This window comes from Ignavigranum ruoffiae (assembly GCF_023195815.2).
Lineage (GTDB): Bacteria > Bacillota > Bacilli > Lactobacillales > Aerococcaceae > Ignavigranum > Ignavigranum ruoffiae.
Map to the genome: position 1 here is coordinate 1,558,638 of NZ_CP096206.2, position 17,560 is coordinate 1,576,197.

Annotated in this window: 17 protein-coding genes; 2 read left to right on the top strand and 15 right to left on the bottom strand. The window is 36.3% G+C overall.

The annotated features are described in order from the left end of the window. Positions 1-12: 12 nt before the first annotated feature. The 6 genes from M0R79_RS07365 to M0R79_RS07385 all read right to left on the bottom strand — a co-directional run bounded on the left by M0R79_RS07365 (position 13) and on the right by M0R79_RS07385 (position 7,099). Positions 13-1,776, bottom strand: coding sequence for an ABC transporter permease (locus M0R79_RS07365; protein ID WP_248415802.1), 1,764 nt, complete (start codon positions 1,774-1,776; stop codon positions 13-15). A 10-nt stretch (positions 1,777-1,786) separates the two neighbouring features. Beyond that, positions 1,787-2,803 carry an ABC transporter ATP-binding protein gene (locus M0R79_RS07370; protein WP_310795408.1) on the bottom strand — a complete coding sequence of 339 codons (1,017 nt, stop codon included), beginning with the start codon at positions 2,801-2,803 and terminating at the stop codon, positions 1,787-1,789. Positions 2,804-3,082: 279 nt separating this feature from the next. Further along, entirely contained in the window at positions 3,083-4,018 is a 936-nt protein-coding gene (locus tag M0R79_RS07375) for an IS3 family transposase (RefSeq protein WP_310795419.1), read from the bottom strand. Continuing rightward, positions 3,922-4,509 carry a helix-turn-helix domain-containing protein gene (locus tag M0R79_RS09315; protein WP_310795404.1) on the bottom strand — a complete coding sequence of 196 codons (588 nt, stop codon included), beginning with the start codon at positions 4,507-4,509 and terminating at the stop codon, positions 3,922-3,924. The genes M0R79_RS07375 and M0R79_RS09315 overlap by 97 nt, the downstream gene beginning before the upstream one ends. Positions 4,510-4,546: 37 nt before the next feature. Further along, complete coding sequence (locus M0R79_RS07380) at positions 4,547-5,497, bottom strand: extracellular solute-binding protein (protein ID WP_248415801.1); 951 nt, start codon at positions 5,495-5,497, stop codon at positions 4,547-4,549. A gap of 93 nt (positions 5,498-5,590) precedes the next feature. Continuing rightward, positions 5,591-7,099 (bottom strand): UDP-glucose--hexose-1-phosphate uridylyltransferase, encoded by a 1,509-nt coding sequence (locus M0R79_RS07385; RefSeq protein ID WP_248415800.1) that lies wholly within the window; start codon positions 7,097-7,099, stop codon positions 5,591-5,593. A 200-nt stretch (positions 7,100-7,299) separates the two neighbouring features. Between M0R79_RS07385 and M0R79_RS07390 the strand changes: the two genes are divergently transcribed. After that, complete coding sequence (locus M0R79_RS07390; RefSeq protein WP_248415799.1) at positions 7,300-8,340, top strand: YdcF family protein; 1,041 nt, start codon at positions 7,300-7,302, stop codon at positions 8,338-8,340. Positions 8,341-8,408: 68 nt separating this feature from the next. Here M0R79_RS07390 and M0R79_RS07395 read toward each other — a convergent pair whose 3' ends face one another. Next, the gene (locus tag M0R79_RS07395) at positions 8,409-8,825 is read right to left on the bottom strand and encodes a hypothetical protein (RefSeq protein WP_248415798.1); all 417 of its coding nucleotides are present in this window, start codon (positions 8,823-8,825) and stop codon (positions 8,409-8,411) included. 882 nt (positions 8,826-9,707) lie between these two features. Between M0R79_RS07395 and M0R79_RS07400 the strand changes: the two genes are divergently transcribed. Beyond that, positions 9,708-10,268, top strand: a complete 561-nt coding sequence (locus M0R79_RS07400) for an NADPH-dependent FMN reductase (protein ID WP_092571953.1) — start codon at positions 9,708-9,710, stop codon at positions 10,266-10,268. A gap of 209 nt (positions 10,269-10,477) precedes the next feature. On the opposite strand, the gene M0R79_RS07405 is transcribed toward M0R79_RS07400, so the two are convergent. The 8 genes from M0R79_RS07405 to M0R79_RS07440 form a co-directional block, all read right to left on the bottom strand. Next, on the bottom strand, positions 10,478-12,574 hold the full coding sequence (locus M0R79_RS07405; protein ID WP_248415797.1) for a LysM peptidoglycan-binding domain-containing protein: 2,097 nt from the start codon (positions 12,572-12,574) through the stop codon (positions 10,478-10,480). 200 nt (positions 12,575-12,774) lie between these two features. Then, positions 12,775-13,170, bottom strand: coding sequence for a YccF domain-containing protein (locus M0R79_RS07410; protein WP_248415796.1), 396 nt, complete (start codon positions 13,168-13,170; stop codon positions 12,775-12,777). A 72-nt stretch (positions 13,171-13,242) separates the two neighbouring features. Next, the gene (locus M0R79_RS07415) at positions 13,243-13,365 is read right to left on the bottom strand and encodes a putative metal homeostasis protein (protein ID WP_159428871.1); all 123 of its coding nucleotides are present in this window, start codon (positions 13,363-13,365) and stop codon (positions 13,243-13,245) included. 20 nt (positions 13,366-13,385) lie between these two features. Next, the gene (gene rpsN / locus M0R79_RS07420) at positions 13,386-13,655 is read right to left on the bottom strand and encodes a 30S ribosomal protein S14 (protein ID WP_092571945.1); all 270 of its coding nucleotides are present in this window, start codon (positions 13,653-13,655) and stop codon (positions 13,386-13,388) included. Between the two features lie 69 nt (positions 13,656-13,724). Next, on the bottom strand, positions 13,725-14,204 hold the full coding sequence (locus M0R79_RS07425) for a hypothetical protein (RefSeq protein WP_248415795.1): 480 nt from the start codon (positions 14,202-14,204) through the stop codon (positions 13,725-13,727). Between the two features lie 12 nt (positions 14,205-14,216). Then, on the bottom strand, positions 14,217-14,444 hold the full coding sequence (locus M0R79_RS07430; RefSeq protein WP_248415794.1) for a hypothetical protein: 228 nt from the start codon (positions 14,442-14,444) through the stop codon (positions 14,217-14,219). A 113-nt stretch (positions 14,445-14,557) separates the two neighbouring features. After that, complete coding sequence (locus tag M0R79_RS07435) at positions 14,558-16,147, bottom strand: acyl CoA:acetate/3-ketoacid CoA transferase (protein ID WP_248415793.1); 1,590 nt, start codon at positions 16,145-16,147, stop codon at positions 14,558-14,560. A gap of 24 nt (positions 16,148-16,171) precedes the next feature. Further along, positions 16,172-17,512, bottom strand: coding sequence for a GntP family permease (locus M0R79_RS07440; protein WP_248415792.1), 1,341 nt, complete (start codon positions 17,510-17,512; stop codon positions 16,172-16,174). Positions 17,513-17,560 lie beyond the last annotated feature (48 nt).

Sequence of the window (17,560 nt, forward strand, 5' to 3'; positions counted from 1 at the left end):
CTAATCCTTCTTTCAACCCAAGCTTTCAGTTGTCATTGCAACTGCACTATCTTGACCAGATCTTTTCATAAATTTCCCTAGTCTGCCAAATCCATCAAAATATACCAACCAAATAACAATGGAATTGATTACTATTAATATTACCGAGTAAACCAGGTTCAAGGCTGCCGCATCAACTGCAGCAGTTGGATCTGCATTACTTCTAATAATTATCCCTAGAGTTGGACTTAAAGGGTGATATAAGAACGCTGTTAAATCATAATCTGCCAATTTTCCATTAAAATTCAGAGCAAATAAAGCTAATGCAGTAGGAACAATCGTAGGTAATACAACTTTAAAGAAAGTATATAGTTTTCCGGCACCCAAATTTGCAGCTGCTTCTTCCAGACTATTGTCAACCCCAAAAAAAGCTGCCTTAGTAAACCTCAAAGTATTTGGTAGCATTACAACAATATACGCAATTAACATGATTATCCATGATCCAGTCAGAATTTTATTGAACATCCAAAAATTTGGAACACTATAAGTAACTACCAAGCCTAACGCAAACAAAATACCAGGTAATAACCAAGGAATATGCATCAAATATTCAATCAGTGAAGTAAACCAATTATTCCATTGATGTATTAGACGCGCTACAAAAATAGTAATCACTGCAACAATTAAAGCAGCCAACCCAGCATAAATAATAGAATTTAAGAATGGTCCATAAGCATCTTTATCCGTCAAAATTCTGAAATAGTTAGCGAAGGTAAATGATTCCCATTTAATATTTCCCGAAGCAATCGTTTTATAATCTGTAAACGAAAAAATAATGACTGCAAGAAATGGAATTAAATGTATCAATGCAAAAAGATAAGCTAATAGATGAAATATAATGTTTACAACTTTGTTTTTTATTTTTTGTTTACTTAAACTAACCTTAGTTTTAGACAACGATAAATACTGACCATTTTTCTCGTTTCTTTGAATGACATACAATAAAATGATCTGGAAGAATCCTAGAATCAATGAAAGAATAGCAGCTAAATCTCTTGATGTAGGACGATTAGCTAACGTTAAAATTAATGGTGAAATAGATTGAAAATTTTTACCTCCAACTATCAAAGGAGCAGACATAGCTCCAAGTCCCTGTTGAAAGAGTAAAATTACGCATGTACTAATAATCGGTCTCAATTGAGGAAATACTACTTTACTAAGAACTTCCCATTGAGATGCGCCTAAATTTTTTGCAGCTTCAATGGTATAGTAATCGATTTGCTTAATTGTATTCCTGAAAAATATTATATAGTTCGTAGTACAGCCAAAAGTCAATACTAACATCACTGCAAAATATCCTTGAAACCAATACCGATTAATATCCGGAAAATAATTTGAAACAAAATTCGTAATTAATCCGGACGGACCATAAGCAAAAAGATAACCATTATTAATCAATAAGCCCCCAAATACTAAGGGAATTAAATAAATAACTGACAAAATTTTAGAACCTTTTATTTCAAAATATTCAATAAACAAAACTTGTAATATCCCTACAATAGAAGTCGTTATTGGCAAAGTAAAAGCAAGTAAAAAACTATTTCTTAGTGAATCTACAGCCCGTTTCGATTTATAAATCTTCTCTATAGCTCCAAAAGAAAATTCACCATCTCGATAAAAAGTTGTAATAATCACCATTGCATTAGGGATAACTATAAATACAATAATCGACCATAAAAGCATAAGAATGGTTAAATAAATAAAAAGTTTGAGTGGTGTCTGTTTGTTTTTAAACATTGGACCCTCCTTAAAAGATTTTAACTTCATCAATATTTACAGTAGCTAAAACTTGATCTCCGTGAACAAAATCTCCACCAATATGTGAGTCCTCGAAAGTAATTATGTTAGTTCCGCTATTTACTTCTTTCAAAGTAAAGTTTATATATGTTCCATAAAAATCTTCCGAAACAAACTCACATATGAATTGATTTTCTTTTAATTCCTGACCAGCATATCGTTCTGTCTTAATATCCTCAGGACGAACATAGTAAACTGAAGAGTCACCTTTATAAATTTTTGGTAAATACCTCTGAACAATCTCTGCTGGTATTTTATTAGAGTCACCAATAAAGGTGCACACAAACTCTGTCTTTGGATTACTATAAATTTCTTTAGGAGTCCCCACTTGTTCAAGCTTTCCATTGCTAAATACAGCAATACGATCAGAAAGAGTCAGTGCTTCTTCTTGGTCATGGGTGACATACAAACTTGTTACTTTGAGGTTATGTTGAATATTCTTTAATTCTCGCCTTAATTGTTTTCGAAGTTTTGCATCTAAATTTGAAAGAGGCTCATCCATTGCTAATATTTCAGGTTGTTTGGCTAAAGCACGAGCTATTGCTACTCTTTGTTGTTGCCCACCAGATAGGGCTGCCACATTCTTTTGCAACTGTTCCTCTGTTAAATCAACCATCTTTCCCATCTGATGAACTCTTTTATCGATAAAAGCCTTATCCTTCTTATCAATTTTTAAACCAAATGCTATATTGTCATAAACTGTCATCGTTGGAAATAATGCATAAGATTGAAATACCATTCCAATCCCACGATCTTCGACTGGAATATGATTAATAACTTTACCATTTATTTCAATAGTCCCTTTTGAAGGATTTAGAAATCCCACAATAGCTCGTAACATCGTCGTTTTTCCTGAACCAGAGGGACCTAATAATGTAAAAAATTCACCTTCTTTTACTTCAAAATTTATATTATCTAATGCTATAAAATCTCCATATCTAATCTGTACATCATTTACTTTTATCATAGCCATCCCCTCTTATATTGAAAAAGCCCCACCAAATAACAAGTGTGGGACTTTATAATTTACATTCTCAATAAACTATTAAAGAATATTTAATTCAACATATTCAATCCATTCATTAACATGTTGATTTACCCATTGAAAATCAATTTCTGCTGGTGTTGTTGATTCCATAATTTCAAGTAATGATTCTGAAGCAGATTTAGAGTGACCCCAAATAGTTGGACCAGAGAGATGAACACTATTTTGTGTTTGTCTCTCTTTTGGTTTAATGATAAATTGTTAAGCCGCTTGCGCTTTTCTATATGCCACAGGACTTAGCCAATTCAATTTTTCTTTAATTCGTTCTTCGTTATAATACTGAATGTAATCTGTGATTGCAGTTTCTAATTCCTTGTAACTTCGATATATTTTCCCATAATACATCTCCTGTTTCATCACACTAAAGAAATTTTCGATCGGGGCATTATCATAACAATTCCCTTTACGCGACATACTTTGGAATACTTGATGTTCTACTAGTAACGCCTGATATTCCTTCATTTGATAAGCCCAGCCACGATCTGAGTGGAAGGTTCGTCGATAGGCGCATTCTTTCGATGCTTCTAAAGCTTCTTTCAACGCCTCAATCATCGTGATCCGATTCGGTTGAGAAGATACTTTAAAACTAATGATTTCTAGATTATACAGATCCATAAAAGGATCTAAATACATTTTCTTAACTTGAAGTTTACCAGAATGATCTTCTTCATAATATTTGAATTCGGTCGTATCCGTAGTAATCTTTTGTCTAGGGATGGACGTCTCAAATCTTCGATTCATCCGGTTAGGAGCAATCCGTCCTAGGACTCCCTTGTAACTATTGTATTTTCGATATTTACGTCCGAAGTTTTTAACCTGAATCTTTAATACTTGACAGAGACGTTGGACTTTCTTTTTATTAATGTGCCACCCTTGGTTAACAAGGGTCGCATGAATCCGACGATAGCCGTAATTCGGATGTTTCTTACGAATCAACAAGATGGCATCTTTGACTTTTTGGTCTGGATCTGATTTTTTCCAATGAGCTTGCCAATACATATAAGTGGATTTAGGAAAATCAATCGCCGCAAGAATCTCAGCTAAAGTAAATCTTTCTTGTTGTCGGAGCTTGTGGATGATTCTTGCTTTGTCTTCATTGCTTTCTGTTGCCGCAAGCTCCTTAGCATTTCCAAGTATTCATTTTTTATCGTTTGCATCTTTAATTCATACTCAAGTTCTTCAATTCGTTTATTTGCCCACTCTAGATCCGTTATCTTCAATGGAATAGAAGAAGTTCGTTTTTCTCTGCTCGTTCGTTCTTGCTTAGACATTGGTGGCCTCCCTGGTTTGCGAGAAAGACCTTCAATCCCGTGGTTATGATACTCTTGACGCCATCTAGGAATCAGTGAAGGATTATTCAATCCCAATTCATTCGCCACATCTTGATAGGATTTCTCACTGGCTTCATACAAAGTGATTGCTTTTAACTTAAAGTTTACACTGTATGTCTTATTTTTTCGAGAGCGCATTAACCCTTTTATTCCTAAAGTTTTATAAGCGTTCACCCAGGTTCTTAATTCTTGGGAGGATTTAATCTTATATTTCTTCGTCAACGTCTTCATCCCGATGGTTCCAGAAAGATATTCGGATACAATTTTCATTTTAAATTCTAAACTATATTTAGCCATACAAATACCCCCTAAAGTTGGATCATTCGGTCCAACTTTAGGGGGTCAGTACAGATTCTTGGGCTTTTTTATTTACTGGCATTTGATTGTAACCTTCAGCAAAACCTGCCATAACTTCTTCGCTACCAAACCAATCCACAAATTCTTGTTCTACCGTATTCTCTTCCCCATCTTTAACAATACCAATTTGTTCAACGGTCTGAATAACTCCTGATTCGGGATTAATCACGCCAACATCAATACCATGTTCTTTTTCAATATTTCCAACATTTGCCATAAAAGTATATGCATAAGGAACCTTGCCGTCGACAAAATTTTGTACCCAATCTTCACCTTCTGGAGTTTGATAGCCATTAGCGAACCATTCTTCTAGATTTGCTAAGCCCTCTTCAGAAACACCCATATCTGCATTATCATCTTGATAGTTATTGAAATGAATATACATGGCTGCTGTGTCAGTAGCTCCACCTAGTTTATTTTGAACCTTATATTTTCCATGGAATTTCTCTTCTTTATAGAATGAAGACCAATCTTTTGGAATATCTGCTTCATCTTTTATTAAATCAGCATTATAAATCGGAAACACACGAGCAATATCAACTGGAGAATGTAAGTGATCTTCCGCAACTTTAATTTCTGGGTCAATTTCCCCTAACCAGACAGGTTCATAAGGTTCAAGTAAATCTTCTTGGCGAAGAGTATCAAAATTCATTTCATTTAGTCCAAATACAATATCAGCTACTGGTTTGTTTTTTTCGGCAACCAAACGGTTGATTAAATCTGTTCCACCTAAATCCACAAATTCAATTGTAAATCCTGCTTCTTTTGCTTTTTCCTTAAAATAGTCTCCTCGCCCATCGCTTACGGCATTGGAATAAATAACAATTGTTTCAGATTTATCAGAAGTTGCTTCAACATTTTGTAAAGATAATATATTTGAAATTGCACCTAACGTTACTAATGAACTAAGAATAACTTTTTTAAACATCCTTTTCTCCCTCTCCATTTTTTCTGTTTATATTTTCATTATATAAAACGTTGTCAGATAGTCTGTAAATTTCTTGTAAATTTTATGTAAAGGTCATCCTTTCAAATGATTAATAAACCTATCTAATGCATTTTTTCCCTCATTATCTTGTTTAAATACACCTCCATCTTCAAGAACCCGAATAAATTTTTTAGAAATTGCAGAACGAATTAACTGATCAATATTTATAGATGGTTGTTTTTTATAAATCTTTTCTAAATCCATCGTCCATTTTTGATGCTTTTCCGGAACCATATCCAAACAAATCTCATTACGTAAATACTTTTTTATAATTTCTATTTCTTTGATTAAACGTCCTGGAAGTATTGCTAAACCCATCACTTCGATAAGTCCTATATTTTCTTGTTTTATATGATGAACATCCCTGTGAGGATGAAAAATTCCTTCTGGAAAAGTTTTACTACAGCGATTATTACGAAGAACTAGATCAAACTCAAATGCATCTCCGATTTTTCGTAAAATAGGTGTGACTGTATTATGTGGAGTAATTCCACTATGAGAGATAATATTCGCCTTCAGATCAGAATAATTCTGCCATTTTTTTAAAATATACTCGGAACAATCGACTATCTGATTCGCGTCTTTACCTTTTAATCTAAATACTGTTAAAGGCCAAAACAATACATTAATTGAAACATCAGAAAAATCTTGAAGTTGAAATGTTTCACTAATCTTAGCATCTTCAATAGGGAATTTATAAAAGCCTCCTTGATAATGATCATGTGACAATATAGAACCCCCGACGATGGGTAAATCAGCATTTGATCCAACAAAATAATGCGGAAATAATTTAATAATACTAAATAAATTCTCAAAAGTATTTCGATTAATTGACATCGGAGTATGAATATGATTTAAAAATATGGAATGTTCGTTATAATAAACATAAGGAGAGAATTGAAAGGCAAAAGGCTTACCATTCAAATTAAAGTTGATCAGACGGTGATTCATTCGAGCCGGTCTTTTATTACTCCCCATGTACCCTTCATTTTCGATACAAAGCACACACTTTGGATATCTTGATTCTTTATTATTTACTTGCTGTTGGATTTCTTGAACCGTCTTTTCAGGTTTTGATAAGTTGATTGTTATCTCAACATTTCCGTATTTGGTTGTTTCAACAAAGTGAATATTTTTCGCTATTTCTCGTGTCCTAATATAATTATTCTCTTTTGATAAATTGTAAAAATAATCAGTAGCTTCTTGGGGAGATTTCTCGTAACACTGCCAAAATATTTCATTTACTCGTGAAGGTACCGGAGTAATCAAATCCATTATCTCTGATTCAAGTTGTTCAACCCTTTGGGAAATATTTATAACATTTTCTTTCTTTATACAATATTTAATAATCTGATCCATTAAGTTGAGAAGAGATTGATCTTCAATATTTGAATTTGACTTGGTATTTCTAAGCTCTTCTAAATGACAAATTTTTAATAATTGATTCGTTGTATAAATCCTATCTTCTAGTTTTAAATAATTCTTTTCTATTGCTACATTTACAAATTCAGTAATTACTTTATCTATTTCCAAATCAACCACACCCTTTCTCTCCCATAAAATTCACCCATTTCTTTGTCATTTTATGGGAGTAGGTAATCCCCATTCATGTACAATATTCTCACAAATATTTTGCCCACCTAAATAGTACTTTTTCCTTATACATATATTTTACTTTATATTCATAGACATATAAAGGCAAACATATAAAAATTTATAATTTAAAGCTAGGAGAAAATATTTTGAAATTAAAAGAAATTAGAACTCCTTTAAAAGCAAAAAATTTGAATCGTCTAAGTGATGCTAAGTTTATTGAATTATATGTTGGACAGGATTATTTGAACCAACCAGCTTTTGAAAATATTTATAAAGAATTAAAAGCTCGTAATTATCGAGACGTAATGAGTTTATTGAATAATTTATCAGCACATGCTGATTACTTTGAAAGTGCCATTCGATTTAAAGCAGAAATTCTTTTTTTCATTCAAGAGTATGAAGCTTCTTGGGAACATTTTGATCAGATATTAAAGATAATTCCCCATGATAAACAAGCTTTATTTCTTACTTTAACACTTGCAGAAATGTTAGAAGGGCTTGAATCAGTTGAAGATCGATTAGTTACCCTTAGAGCATATGACCCAATTTTGTTCAATTATTTTTTCAATATTATTGACTTCATTGAAACACATAATAAGTTAGCTAATTTTGAGATGCATCACAAAAATAGTACTGAATTTGATGTATTTATTGTCTTTGGACAACAATTAAATGACGATGGAAGCCTCTCTGAAAAATTGAAGAAAGTATTGAAAAAGTGCTTAAAATTATATTTACGCAATCCTGAAGCCAAGTTTATCCTTTGTGGTGGTGCGGTTCATAATAAATATTTTGAGTCTATACATATGTTTAATTATTTAGTTAGCAAAGGAGTCCCTTCATCAAATCTCATTATCAATGCAACATCGACTCATACTATCGGAAATGTAATCGAATCCATACAAATTATTTGCAACCTTCAAGCTCAAAATATAGGGATTATTTCTTCACAAGATCATTTACCTAGAGCCTATCTAAGTATCATGGCTCGTTCTCGCCATCTAGGACATCATTTTACAATTGATTGCTTTTGTTTTGAAAAACCATATTCAATTCATATACCTAAAGAAGAGCAATATCTTTCCTATTATACAACTTTAAGGATGTTAGATTTAACAAGTAAAAGTAATTTCGAAACCCTTTCAAGTAATTATGCAATAATAACTGATACAACCTTTTTGTACTAAAATAATATAAATAGGCTCTCATTTTCTTGATTGTGATAGAAAATGAGAGCCTTTAATTTATAATTTGCCTAATAATTATCCTGATTTACACCGAATTCTTCAGGGGGTACATCAGGTTCTTGGTCGCGTAAATCTTGTTCAAAACTTTCTAATTCATGACCTTCATCAAGGTCTGAAGAAGAACCCGGCTGATTCAATGCTTGTTCCATGGCGAATTTCAGATTGGGGAACTTATCTTGGTGACATTCATCAATACCAACGATAATATTCTTTGCTTGGTCAGCTAATTTGTAACCAATAAGATTCGATGCTTCACTAATCCCAGCGAGACGGGTAGTCCATTCTTTGTCCTTGATAAATTCATCATCAGCGTATAAATGAAGCGCATTGACAGGGAGACCATTTTGTCTCATCACGTCTTCAAGCACTTTCACTTCTGCTAAAGAATCATAGGCATCGAAATAGACTTGATTTTCAACGGTCATGGTTCTTCCTCCTCATCATGATTAATTATGAGTTTATTTTAGCGGGGAAAGCACCATTTTTCAAAGAATTTGCACAGACACACAGTTAGAAGGAGGTTTTGCTAGTTTCAAATTCATTAATAAATTTAAAGGTTTAATAATTGCAAAGGAGCTCTGGGTACAGATAGGATATCTTATCAACTTCAACATCATGATCCGGTCGAATGCTGTGGATAAATTGTACTCAGAATGTTTATGCATTGATTCCCTCCTATTTTGTTTAGGCATCAGATCTCAAATAAAAAATGGACCTAACAGCAGGAGATTTCCTATCACTGCTAGGTCCTCTCAATTTTTATAATTTCTCTAGGTTACGGCCTAGTCACGAGATACTGCACAAGGCATATGGATCACCTTAACCTTTCTTTTTAATAGAATAATTGGTCAAAATCAATCCACTTCAACTCCTTTCGTACCGCTTCCGTCTAAGAGATTAGAACCACAAAAAAACACCACATTCTCAAGGAATGGGTGCTAATTTTGTCGATAGCAATGTAGGACCACCTAATTTCACAGGTAGCCAAGTTGCAGATAATAACGATAGAGATACTGATGAGGTTTCGAAGATAGACGAAAGCATTCGAATCACTCGCATAAAGCTCACTCCCTAGACATTCATTATTATCTATCTTCATTATAAGCCATTGACTAGATTTATGATAGCCATTCGCCTTGAAAAATTGGATTATTTTCCATTTTTTCTACAAGTTTTACTTAGAGATATTTAGCAATAATATTATTTTCTATAATTTTTACTAATAGATAAATTTATCGCTTGCTATTTAGTTCGAATTCGATATAATTATCATCGTAATATAAATTAACACCTAGGAGGATGTATCAATGTCTAAAATTGCTATTGTAACCGGGTCTACTCGTGATACCCGGGTAAACTTACAAGTTGCTGAATATTTATTAAAATTCGCTCAAGAAAATTTTGCTGATCATACTTTTGAATTAGTAGATATCAAAGAATATGACCTACCGATTCTAAATGAAGCTTTACCACCGGCATTTACTACTGAACGTAACCACCCTAATGTGAAACGCTTCTCTGAAAAAATTCAAGAATTCGATGGGTATATCTTTGTAACGCCTGAATATAACCGTGCTACCAGCCCAAGTTTAAAAAATGCTTTGGATAGCTTATATCATGAATGGAACAATAAAGCCGCAGGTATTGCTTCTTATGGAGGACAATTGGGCGCTTCTGCCGCCTTTGGCTTACGTCCAGTCTTGGCGAATTTGAAATTAGCTACTGTTGCCTCTCAAGCAACCTTCTCATTGATGACAGACTTTAAGAACATGTCTGACTTCCAACCAGCAGATTATCACGCTAACTCAATTAAAGCCCTTTTTGAAGATGTTCTACTTTGGGCTCAAGCTTTCGCATCTATTCGCTAGGCTATCTCATTACCCCTAGCTCTAAAATCATTTAAACTACGATACTAAAGGGGAGGCCCTTCATCCGACTCCCCTGATAAATACAACAATTATTCGCAAAAAACGACTAGGTTAGTGATGTTCCCTAGTCGTTTTTATATGTTATTCTTCAAAAAACATGCTGAGTCTTTTAGACCCAGCATGTTTCTATTTAGTAAATAAATTTATTGTTATTTCTTGCTAAAGACAGTATTAAAGTAAGTATCGATACCGCGAGCCACCGCATGCATGATTTGATTTTGATAATTTTTATCAACTAACTTATTAAAGTCATTCCAAGTATCTACGAAACCAAATTCAAGTAAGGCAGCCGGAACCTTAGTTTCACGTAACACAGCATAAGATGCTGACTGTACCCCATGATTACGTGCTGGATTATTCGGGAAGAAGCGGTGATCCGTACTAATCAAATTATTGTGGATCAAATTCGTTAAATGGGCACTATTGGCAATCCGCATACCATCATTATGAAGAGAACCATTTATGACAGGTTTATAACCGTCTTCATATTCATAATAGAAAGATACAATTCCGGTAGTTGAAGGCGTTGGCATCGCATTATGGTGAAGGGAAATAAAGATATCCGCATCAGATCCATTAACCATACGAGACCGTTCTGTTCTAAAATCATAAGAAGAATCATCTGTACGTGTTCGACGCACAATATAACCCATATCTTCGAGAATACGTGTTAATTGATTGTCCAAATTCAAGTTCATATCTTTCTCATAGATTTGTCCGGAAACAGTATGTGTACCGGAATCATTGCCTCCGTGTCCGGCATCTAGCCAAACCACTCGCTTACCATCGAAACTCCGAGAATGACTCATCGGTACTACTTGCACATTTGGGATGATAATGGTTTGTCCTACATACAAACGACTCAGTCCACCATTCGCTTGACGAATTGCTTCAGGGGTTACACCAAAATTCTTTGCAATCGTATAAAGGGTATCCCCAGCTTGAACCCCATAATTTACTCGTGACAAGTTCGTTCCCACATAGGATCCTGAAGGTTGGCTTGGGCTTGGTTGAGCTGGTTTGGGTTGGCTTGGTGTATTACTTGTACCCGGACTGACGATTAAGACTTGACCTGGATGGATTAAGTCTGATTTTAGATTATTCCATTGGCGTAGTTGGTCCGCAGTGATGCCATGTTGTTGAGCAATCTTATTAACCCATTCCCCTGCCTTAACAGTATAAGTTTTAGACGGCTGAGTGCTTGTACCAGGCTGGCTTGGCTTAGGTTGAGCTGGTTTGGGTTGGCTTGGTGTATTGTTGGTGCCAGGACTGACAATTAAGACTTGGCCTGGATGGATTAAGTCTGATTTCAGATTATTCCATTGGCGCAACTGGTCTGCCGTAATACCATGTTGTTGAGCAATCTTATTAACCCATTCCCCTGCTTTTACGGTATAAGTTTTAGACGGTTGAGTGCTTGTACCAGGCTGGCTTGGTTTGGGTTGAGCTGGTTTGGGTTGGGTCGGAGTAGTGCTTCCTTGACTTACCACTAGGACTTGACCTGGGTGGATCAAATCTGATTTCAGATTGTTCCATTGACGTAGTTGGTCTGCCGTAATACCATGGTCTTGAGCTATCTTATTAACCCATTCGCCTGCTTTGACAGTATAAGTTTTAGACGGTTGAGTGTTGCTACCTGGTTGACTTGCTTTAGGTTGTGCTGGTTTGGGTTGGGTCGGAGTAGTAGTTCCTTGACTTACAACTAGGACTTGACCTGGGTGGATCAAATCTGATTTTAGATTATTCCATTGGCGCAACTGGTCTGCCGTAATACCATGGTCTTGAGCTATCTTATTAACCCATTCACCCGCTTTAACCGTATAAGTTCCATTATTTTGTCTCTGAGTTAAGGGTTGCAGTGTTTGAGCTTCACTAAGTTGAGCCGATTCACTTTGTTCGAATGAATTATTGGTCGTTTCTTCTGTCACATTTGTTTCTTCCTGATCCGTCGTTTCTACCGGTGCATTTCCCGTAGATACGCGTAGAACTTGACCTGGATAAATAAAATTAGATGATAAACCATTTAAAGCTTTTAATTCTTCCAGACTCATGCCATGATTTATAGCAATACGATATAAGCCGTCTCCAGCTTGCACGGTATAATTAGAATCTGTTACCGCATAGGTGTCTGTTGCTAATTCTTCAGCTGCTACTTGAGACAGGGCTCCCGCAGAAAGTGAGGCTAACAAAGCCATCGACATCGTGACCCAGCTAGCACTTCCTAATTTCTTACCATTCTTAACCATGATTCTTCCCCTTTATATGTCATAATCAAACCTAAGTAATAAAGCCTTTGCATGCTTATCTTATCATGAATTCGAAGAAAATAGCTCAAAATATTATTACATTATTGTCACAAACATTACAAATCTATATCAATACATTTTTGAGCAAAGAAAAACTGATGTCCCCTATAAGGACACCAGTTCAAGCTAATATTTATATTTTATCCACGCTCAACAGCGACATAATATTCAGAACTCCGAACCACTTTTGCTCCGAATGGCATTAAGGCCAGGACGGATAATTTAAATTGTTGGATACCAAAGGGAATGCCAATAATCGTAAGACACAGAATAACTCCGCTCGCTAATTCAGCCAGTGCCATTGGAATTCCGCCGAAACAAAGCCAAAGAATATTTAAGATCAGTGAAGAAACTTGAGGACTATAGATTACTCGTTTGCCAAAGGGCCAGCAATGTAGACGGGCTAACTTAAAACATTGGATACCGATGGGCAAACCAATAATCGTTAACGACCAAAGTAAGCCAATAATAAACCAAGCCAGCGCATCAAACAATCCGCCAAAAATTAACCAAATGAGATTAGCAAGTAAATTCATCCTGTCTCCCCCTTTCTCTTAAAATAATTATAAGAAAGGAGAGAATCTTGGACATCCTACCCTAGGCTGATATTAAGCTGAGAGTTTAGCTTTTTGGTTTCGTTTATAGTCTTGAATGATTTTCTTTGCTCGTTTACGTGTTTTGATATTAGGACTATGTAATTGACGATAGGCTGCTCCTAAACTTTCTTTCATCAAACTCTTCCTTTCTATTTCTACCAAGATGCTTTCTTAACTCCAGGAATCAGACCCTTAGCCGCCAGTTGACGGAAATTAACCCGAGACATATCAAATTTGCGCATATAACCTCGAGGTCGGCCATCAATCCCGTCACGACGATGAAGACGAACTGGACTAGAATCTCGTGGTAATTTTGCTAAAGCGGCGTAGTCTCCTGCTTCTTTTAGAGCCTGACGACGTTCACGATAGCGATCGACCATAGCGACTTGTTTTTTATATTTTTCTATTTTTGCTTTTTTAGCCATATTAAACTCCTTTTTTAAAAGTAATTATTACTATTTAAAGAGTTTAACATAATTTTATGAAAGGTCAAGTTATTTTTTATTTGTAATGAGTATTTGTTGGTCCCCATAAATCAGACCTTGCTTGATATCGAATAGTTGATGAACTTCATCTCGTGGAATTTTCTTTAGCCAAAGGAGTAAGTGATCTAATAAAATCTGACTGAGGTAGGCTAGATGGATAAAAGAATGCTCCTGATGGTCTAGTAAGGCCTTAAAAATTACTGGCTGCTTCCTTAAACTGATAATCGGCAAGTTATCTTCCGCGTTAAAAGGATGACCTTGCAGCATATGATTTCTTATCTTCAAAATACTCGTCGTCAGATTATTATAAGATTGCTGGCCAAACTGATCCTCAAGCCATTGCAAATAGGTCGCTTCTGATAGTTGATGATAATCATAACGCACCGCCAAGTCCATTAATAGACATAATTTAACTATGGCTAAAACATATTTATCCTCTTTAACATTTCTTTCAGCTTGTCGATATAAATCCTCGAAAATTTCAAACATCTTCATCGCCTCTTAAATAAATTCTATACATCGAATACTTTCTCGTGCAATCCACCGTTGTCCCAAACAAATAGCCTGATGACTTAACTTAGTAATATAGCCCTCATAATCGATACACGTTGGATTTAACGTTAAACAAACACGATATTGATCTTTGTATGCCCGTAATATTACCGCGGCCATCTCGTCACCATCTTGTTGAATGGGCTGAACCGATTGATTTAATAGCTTAGTTTCCATGAAATCCCCCCCTCGCCTCTTAATTATACGAACAAACGTTCTTGTTTTCAAGACCCATTCACATAAAAAAAGACGCCCTAAGGGCGTCAAGGTTTCTCGTTATTTTTCAAGACTTAAATGATCTCTTCTTCTTGGAGCTTCTTGGCTTGAATAATTTCTTTCAAACCACCCCACTCTTCCTTGAAGATATCCGGATTCATTTCTTTAAGATCTTCGGCGATAAGAGGTTCAAATTCCATCAAATCGAGAATATCTTTCTGTAAATCAACACCAGGCGCTAATTCAATCAAACGAATTTGTCCTTGATATAAGTCAAAGACAGCCCGTTCGGTTACATAGAGAACTCTTTGTTCATTCTCTGCCGCATATTTACCGGAGAAAGAAACTTGTTCTACTTGTTTAACAAATTTTGGCCCCTTACCTTGATCTGTGATGACTAACTTACCGTCTTCAACATGGGCTTTAGAGCCAATAGTGAAAGTACCCACAAAAACAATATCCTTAGTATTTTGCGAGATATTAATGAAGCCACCCGGTCCCGGAACTTTAGGTCCAAATTTGGTCACATTATTATTTCCGTATTGATCAATTTCACCAATCCCTAATACTGCGAGGTCTAGACCCCCACCATCATAGAAATCAAATTGGTTGGCCATCGGAATTTGCGCATCTGAATTGTATGAGCCGCCAAAGTCTAATCCACCAGTAGGCGTTCCTCCCCAAATACCCATTTCTAGAGTTACTTGATACTCGTCATTGACCCCTTCTTCCTGCGCGACATGGGCCACCATATCTGGAGTACCAATCCCTAGGTTGACAATCGATTGAGGTTTCAGTTCCATGGCTGCCCGACGGGCAATAATCTTACGAGTGCTGAACTTCACTGGTTTAGCATCTTTCACTGACTTACGCACTTGGTTGGAAATTTCTGGACTATAGAAGGTTCCCATGGTCTGATAATGATATTCCGGATCCGCTACTACGATATAATCGACTAAACCACCTGGAACGAGAATCGACTTCGGATCGATCGACTTACCTTCAGCAAGGTATTTGACCTGAGCAACGACGACTCCACCAGAGTTATGGGTTGCCATCGCTAATTCAAGTTGTTCCAACTTACAAGTTTCATGTTCGACGGAGATATTTCCATTCACATCGGCTGTGGTGCCGCGAATGAAAGCTACATCGATATCCATCTGTGGAAACTGTAGCCAATCTCGGTCATCAATATTAACCACCTTAATTAATTCTTCAGTCGTTTTGGGTGTCGATTTGGCTCCATCTAATCGAGGATCGACAAAGGTCTGTAAACCAACTTGTGTGAGATAAGGTTTTTTACCGGCAATGGCTCGATACCATTGGGTAAATACACCTTGTGGAAACAGATAGGTTTCATATTTATTATCCACAATTGCCTCAACCATACCTGGCGAAGAACCCACGTGTCCAGCAATAATTCGCTTAACTAAGCCATCCGCTAATAAATGGTCTGCTCCACGGCCTGGTTGATTATTACCGATTCCACAAGACCACATAATTGAGATATCTTTAGGATGTTGTTCTTCTTCATAACGTTCTTTTAAGCCGACTAATAAATCTTCTGGCAAGCCCCCTAAACCAAAAGTAGCCGTTGCTAATGTATCTCCATCTTTGAGCAGTTTGGCTGCTTCAATTCTAGAAATAACTGGTTTTTCAGCCATCTCATTTTCCCCCTTAAATTTCATTTAATAGAATAAAGACGATACTAACAATAAAACAATTAACGTCACAATATGGCCCCCATTGACCACAAAAAATTGATGCCAAAAGGTCTCTTTGAAACGGGTACCCGATAAACTTTCAAAAGTAATCGTCACCCCAGAATGGGGCACGACCGTAATAATGGCTGAAGCAACGGTCGCAATACGATGAAGCAATTCAGGATGAATGCCCATCTCAATGTATTGCTGACCAAAGCTCCCCATTACAATCCCAATCGCTCCAGAAGCTGATCCGGTTATTCCCCCGAGTAAACCGGTTGCCAATGAAAGACCAATTAGTGGATTATTCGACAGCGACATTAAGGCCGATTGAATCAGACTAAAGCCGGCCGCTGAAGTCAGTACAGTGCCAAAAGCTACCGAAGATGAGGTGGCGAAAGCCGAGCTTACCGCACCGACGGATCCATTATTTAATAATTCTTGATTGCTAGGAATATAATCGCGATATAAGATAGCCGCTAAAAGGATGGCCGTTGATAAAGCTAAGAGAATGATGTTAGCCACCTGACTAAATATTAAATTAATGGCGATGAGCACAATAATGGGAATAATAGCAATCCCAATCGACGGTAAATCGGCTGGATCAATATCATAATCTTCTTCAATCGGTCTTGTCGGATCCTTGCGCTTTTCTAAATAAGTATAGAATGTTTCCCCTTTGGACAAACTCCGTCTTAACATGATATACATATAAGCTAAACCATAGCTCATAATCACTAAGGTCCCGACCAAACTTAAGCCTGGAGCAGCGGTTAAAGACGTTCCTAAATAGGTCGTCGGAACCGCATTCTGAACCGAAGGTGCTCCCGGCAACGTCGACATGGTAAAGGTCGCCATCCCCATAAATAAGGGAATAGGTAGTAGCGCCCAATTTAAATCCATCCGTTTGAAAATTGGTCGTGCCAAGGGAACGAGGGCAAACATGACCACAAATAAACTGATGCCTCCGTAAGTCAAGACAGCAGCAATGGCCATAAAAGCGACCATCACTCTAAATTTATGCTCAGTACCTACCCGTTCTAAGACATAATTGGCAATCGCTATCGTTGCTCGCGATTTCTCCATATATTGGGCTAGAATGGCTCCCAGCAGAAATATAGCGAAATTCTTTATCAAGAAGCCAGCTAATCCAGTCATATAAGAGGGATATTCTCCTAAATAAGCCTCAAAGACATTCATCTGATTGGCTAATACAACAATCAATGTTGCTAAGGGTGCCGCAATAACAATATTTAAGCGTTTCACCGTTAGAAAAATAATGGTCGCAATCGCAATAAATATGCCAATAACCCCTATATATTCCATATACATCTTCCTTTACTTCTTCTTTGTTGTCAGAATTCAAAGGAAGTC

Excerpts from the sequence above, each read along its gene's own strand:
- M0R79_RS07365 (WP_248415802.1), bottom strand. The coding sequence starts at position 1,776 with ATGTTTAAAAACAAACAGACACCACTCAAACTTTTTATTTATTTAACC.
- M0R79_RS07370 (WP_310795408.1), bottom strand. The coding sequence starts at position 2,803 with ATGATAAAAGTAAATGATGTACAGATTAGATATGGAGATTTTATAGCA.
- M0R79_RS09315 (WP_310795404.1), bottom strand. The coding sequence starts at position 4,509 with ATGGCTAAATATAGTTTAGAATTTAAAATGAAAATTGTATCCGAATAT.
- M0R79_RS07380 (WP_248415801.1), bottom strand. The coding sequence starts at position 5,497 with ATGTTTAAAAAAGTTATTCTTAGTTCATTAGTAACGTTAGGTGCAATT.
- M0R79_RS07395 (WP_248415798.1), bottom strand. The coding sequence starts at position 8,825 with ATGACCGTTGAAAATCAAGTCTATTTCGATGCCTATGATTCTTTAGCA.
- M0R79_RS07400 (WP_092571953.1), top strand. The coding sequence starts at position 9,708 with ATGTCTAAAATTGCTATTGTAACCGGGTCTACTCGTGATACCCGGGTA.
- M0R79_RS07405 (WP_248415797.1), bottom strand. The coding sequence starts at position 12,574 with ATGGTTAAGAATGGTAAGAAATTAGGAAGTGCTAGCTGGGTCACGATG.
- M0R79_RS07410 (WP_248415796.1), bottom strand. The coding sequence starts at position 13,170 with ATGAATTTACTTGCTAATCTCATTTGGTTAATTTTTGGCGGATTGTTT.
- M0R79_RS07415 (WP_159428871.1), bottom strand. The coding sequence starts at position 13,365 with ATGAAAGAAAGTTTAGGAGCAGCCTATCGTCAATTACATAGTCCTAAT.
- rpsN (WP_092571945.1), bottom strand. The coding sequence starts at position 13,655 with ATGGCTAAAAAAGCAAAAATAGAAAAATATAAAAAACAAGTCGCTATG.
- M0R79_RS07425 (WP_248415795.1), bottom strand. The coding sequence starts at position 14,204 with ATGTTTGAAATTTTCGAGGATTTATATCGACAAGCTGAAAGAAATGTT.
- M0R79_RS07430 (WP_248415794.1), bottom strand. The coding sequence starts at position 14,444 with ATGGAAACTAAGCTATTAAATCAATCGGTTCAGCCCATTCAACAAGAT.
- M0R79_RS07435 (WP_248415793.1), bottom strand. The coding sequence starts at position 16,147 with ATGGCTGAAAAACCAGTTATTTCTAGAATTGAAGCAGCCAAACTGCTC.
- M0R79_RS07440 (WP_248415792.1), bottom strand. The coding sequence starts at position 17,512 with ATGGAATATATAGGGGTTATTGGCATATTTATTGCGATTGCGACCATT.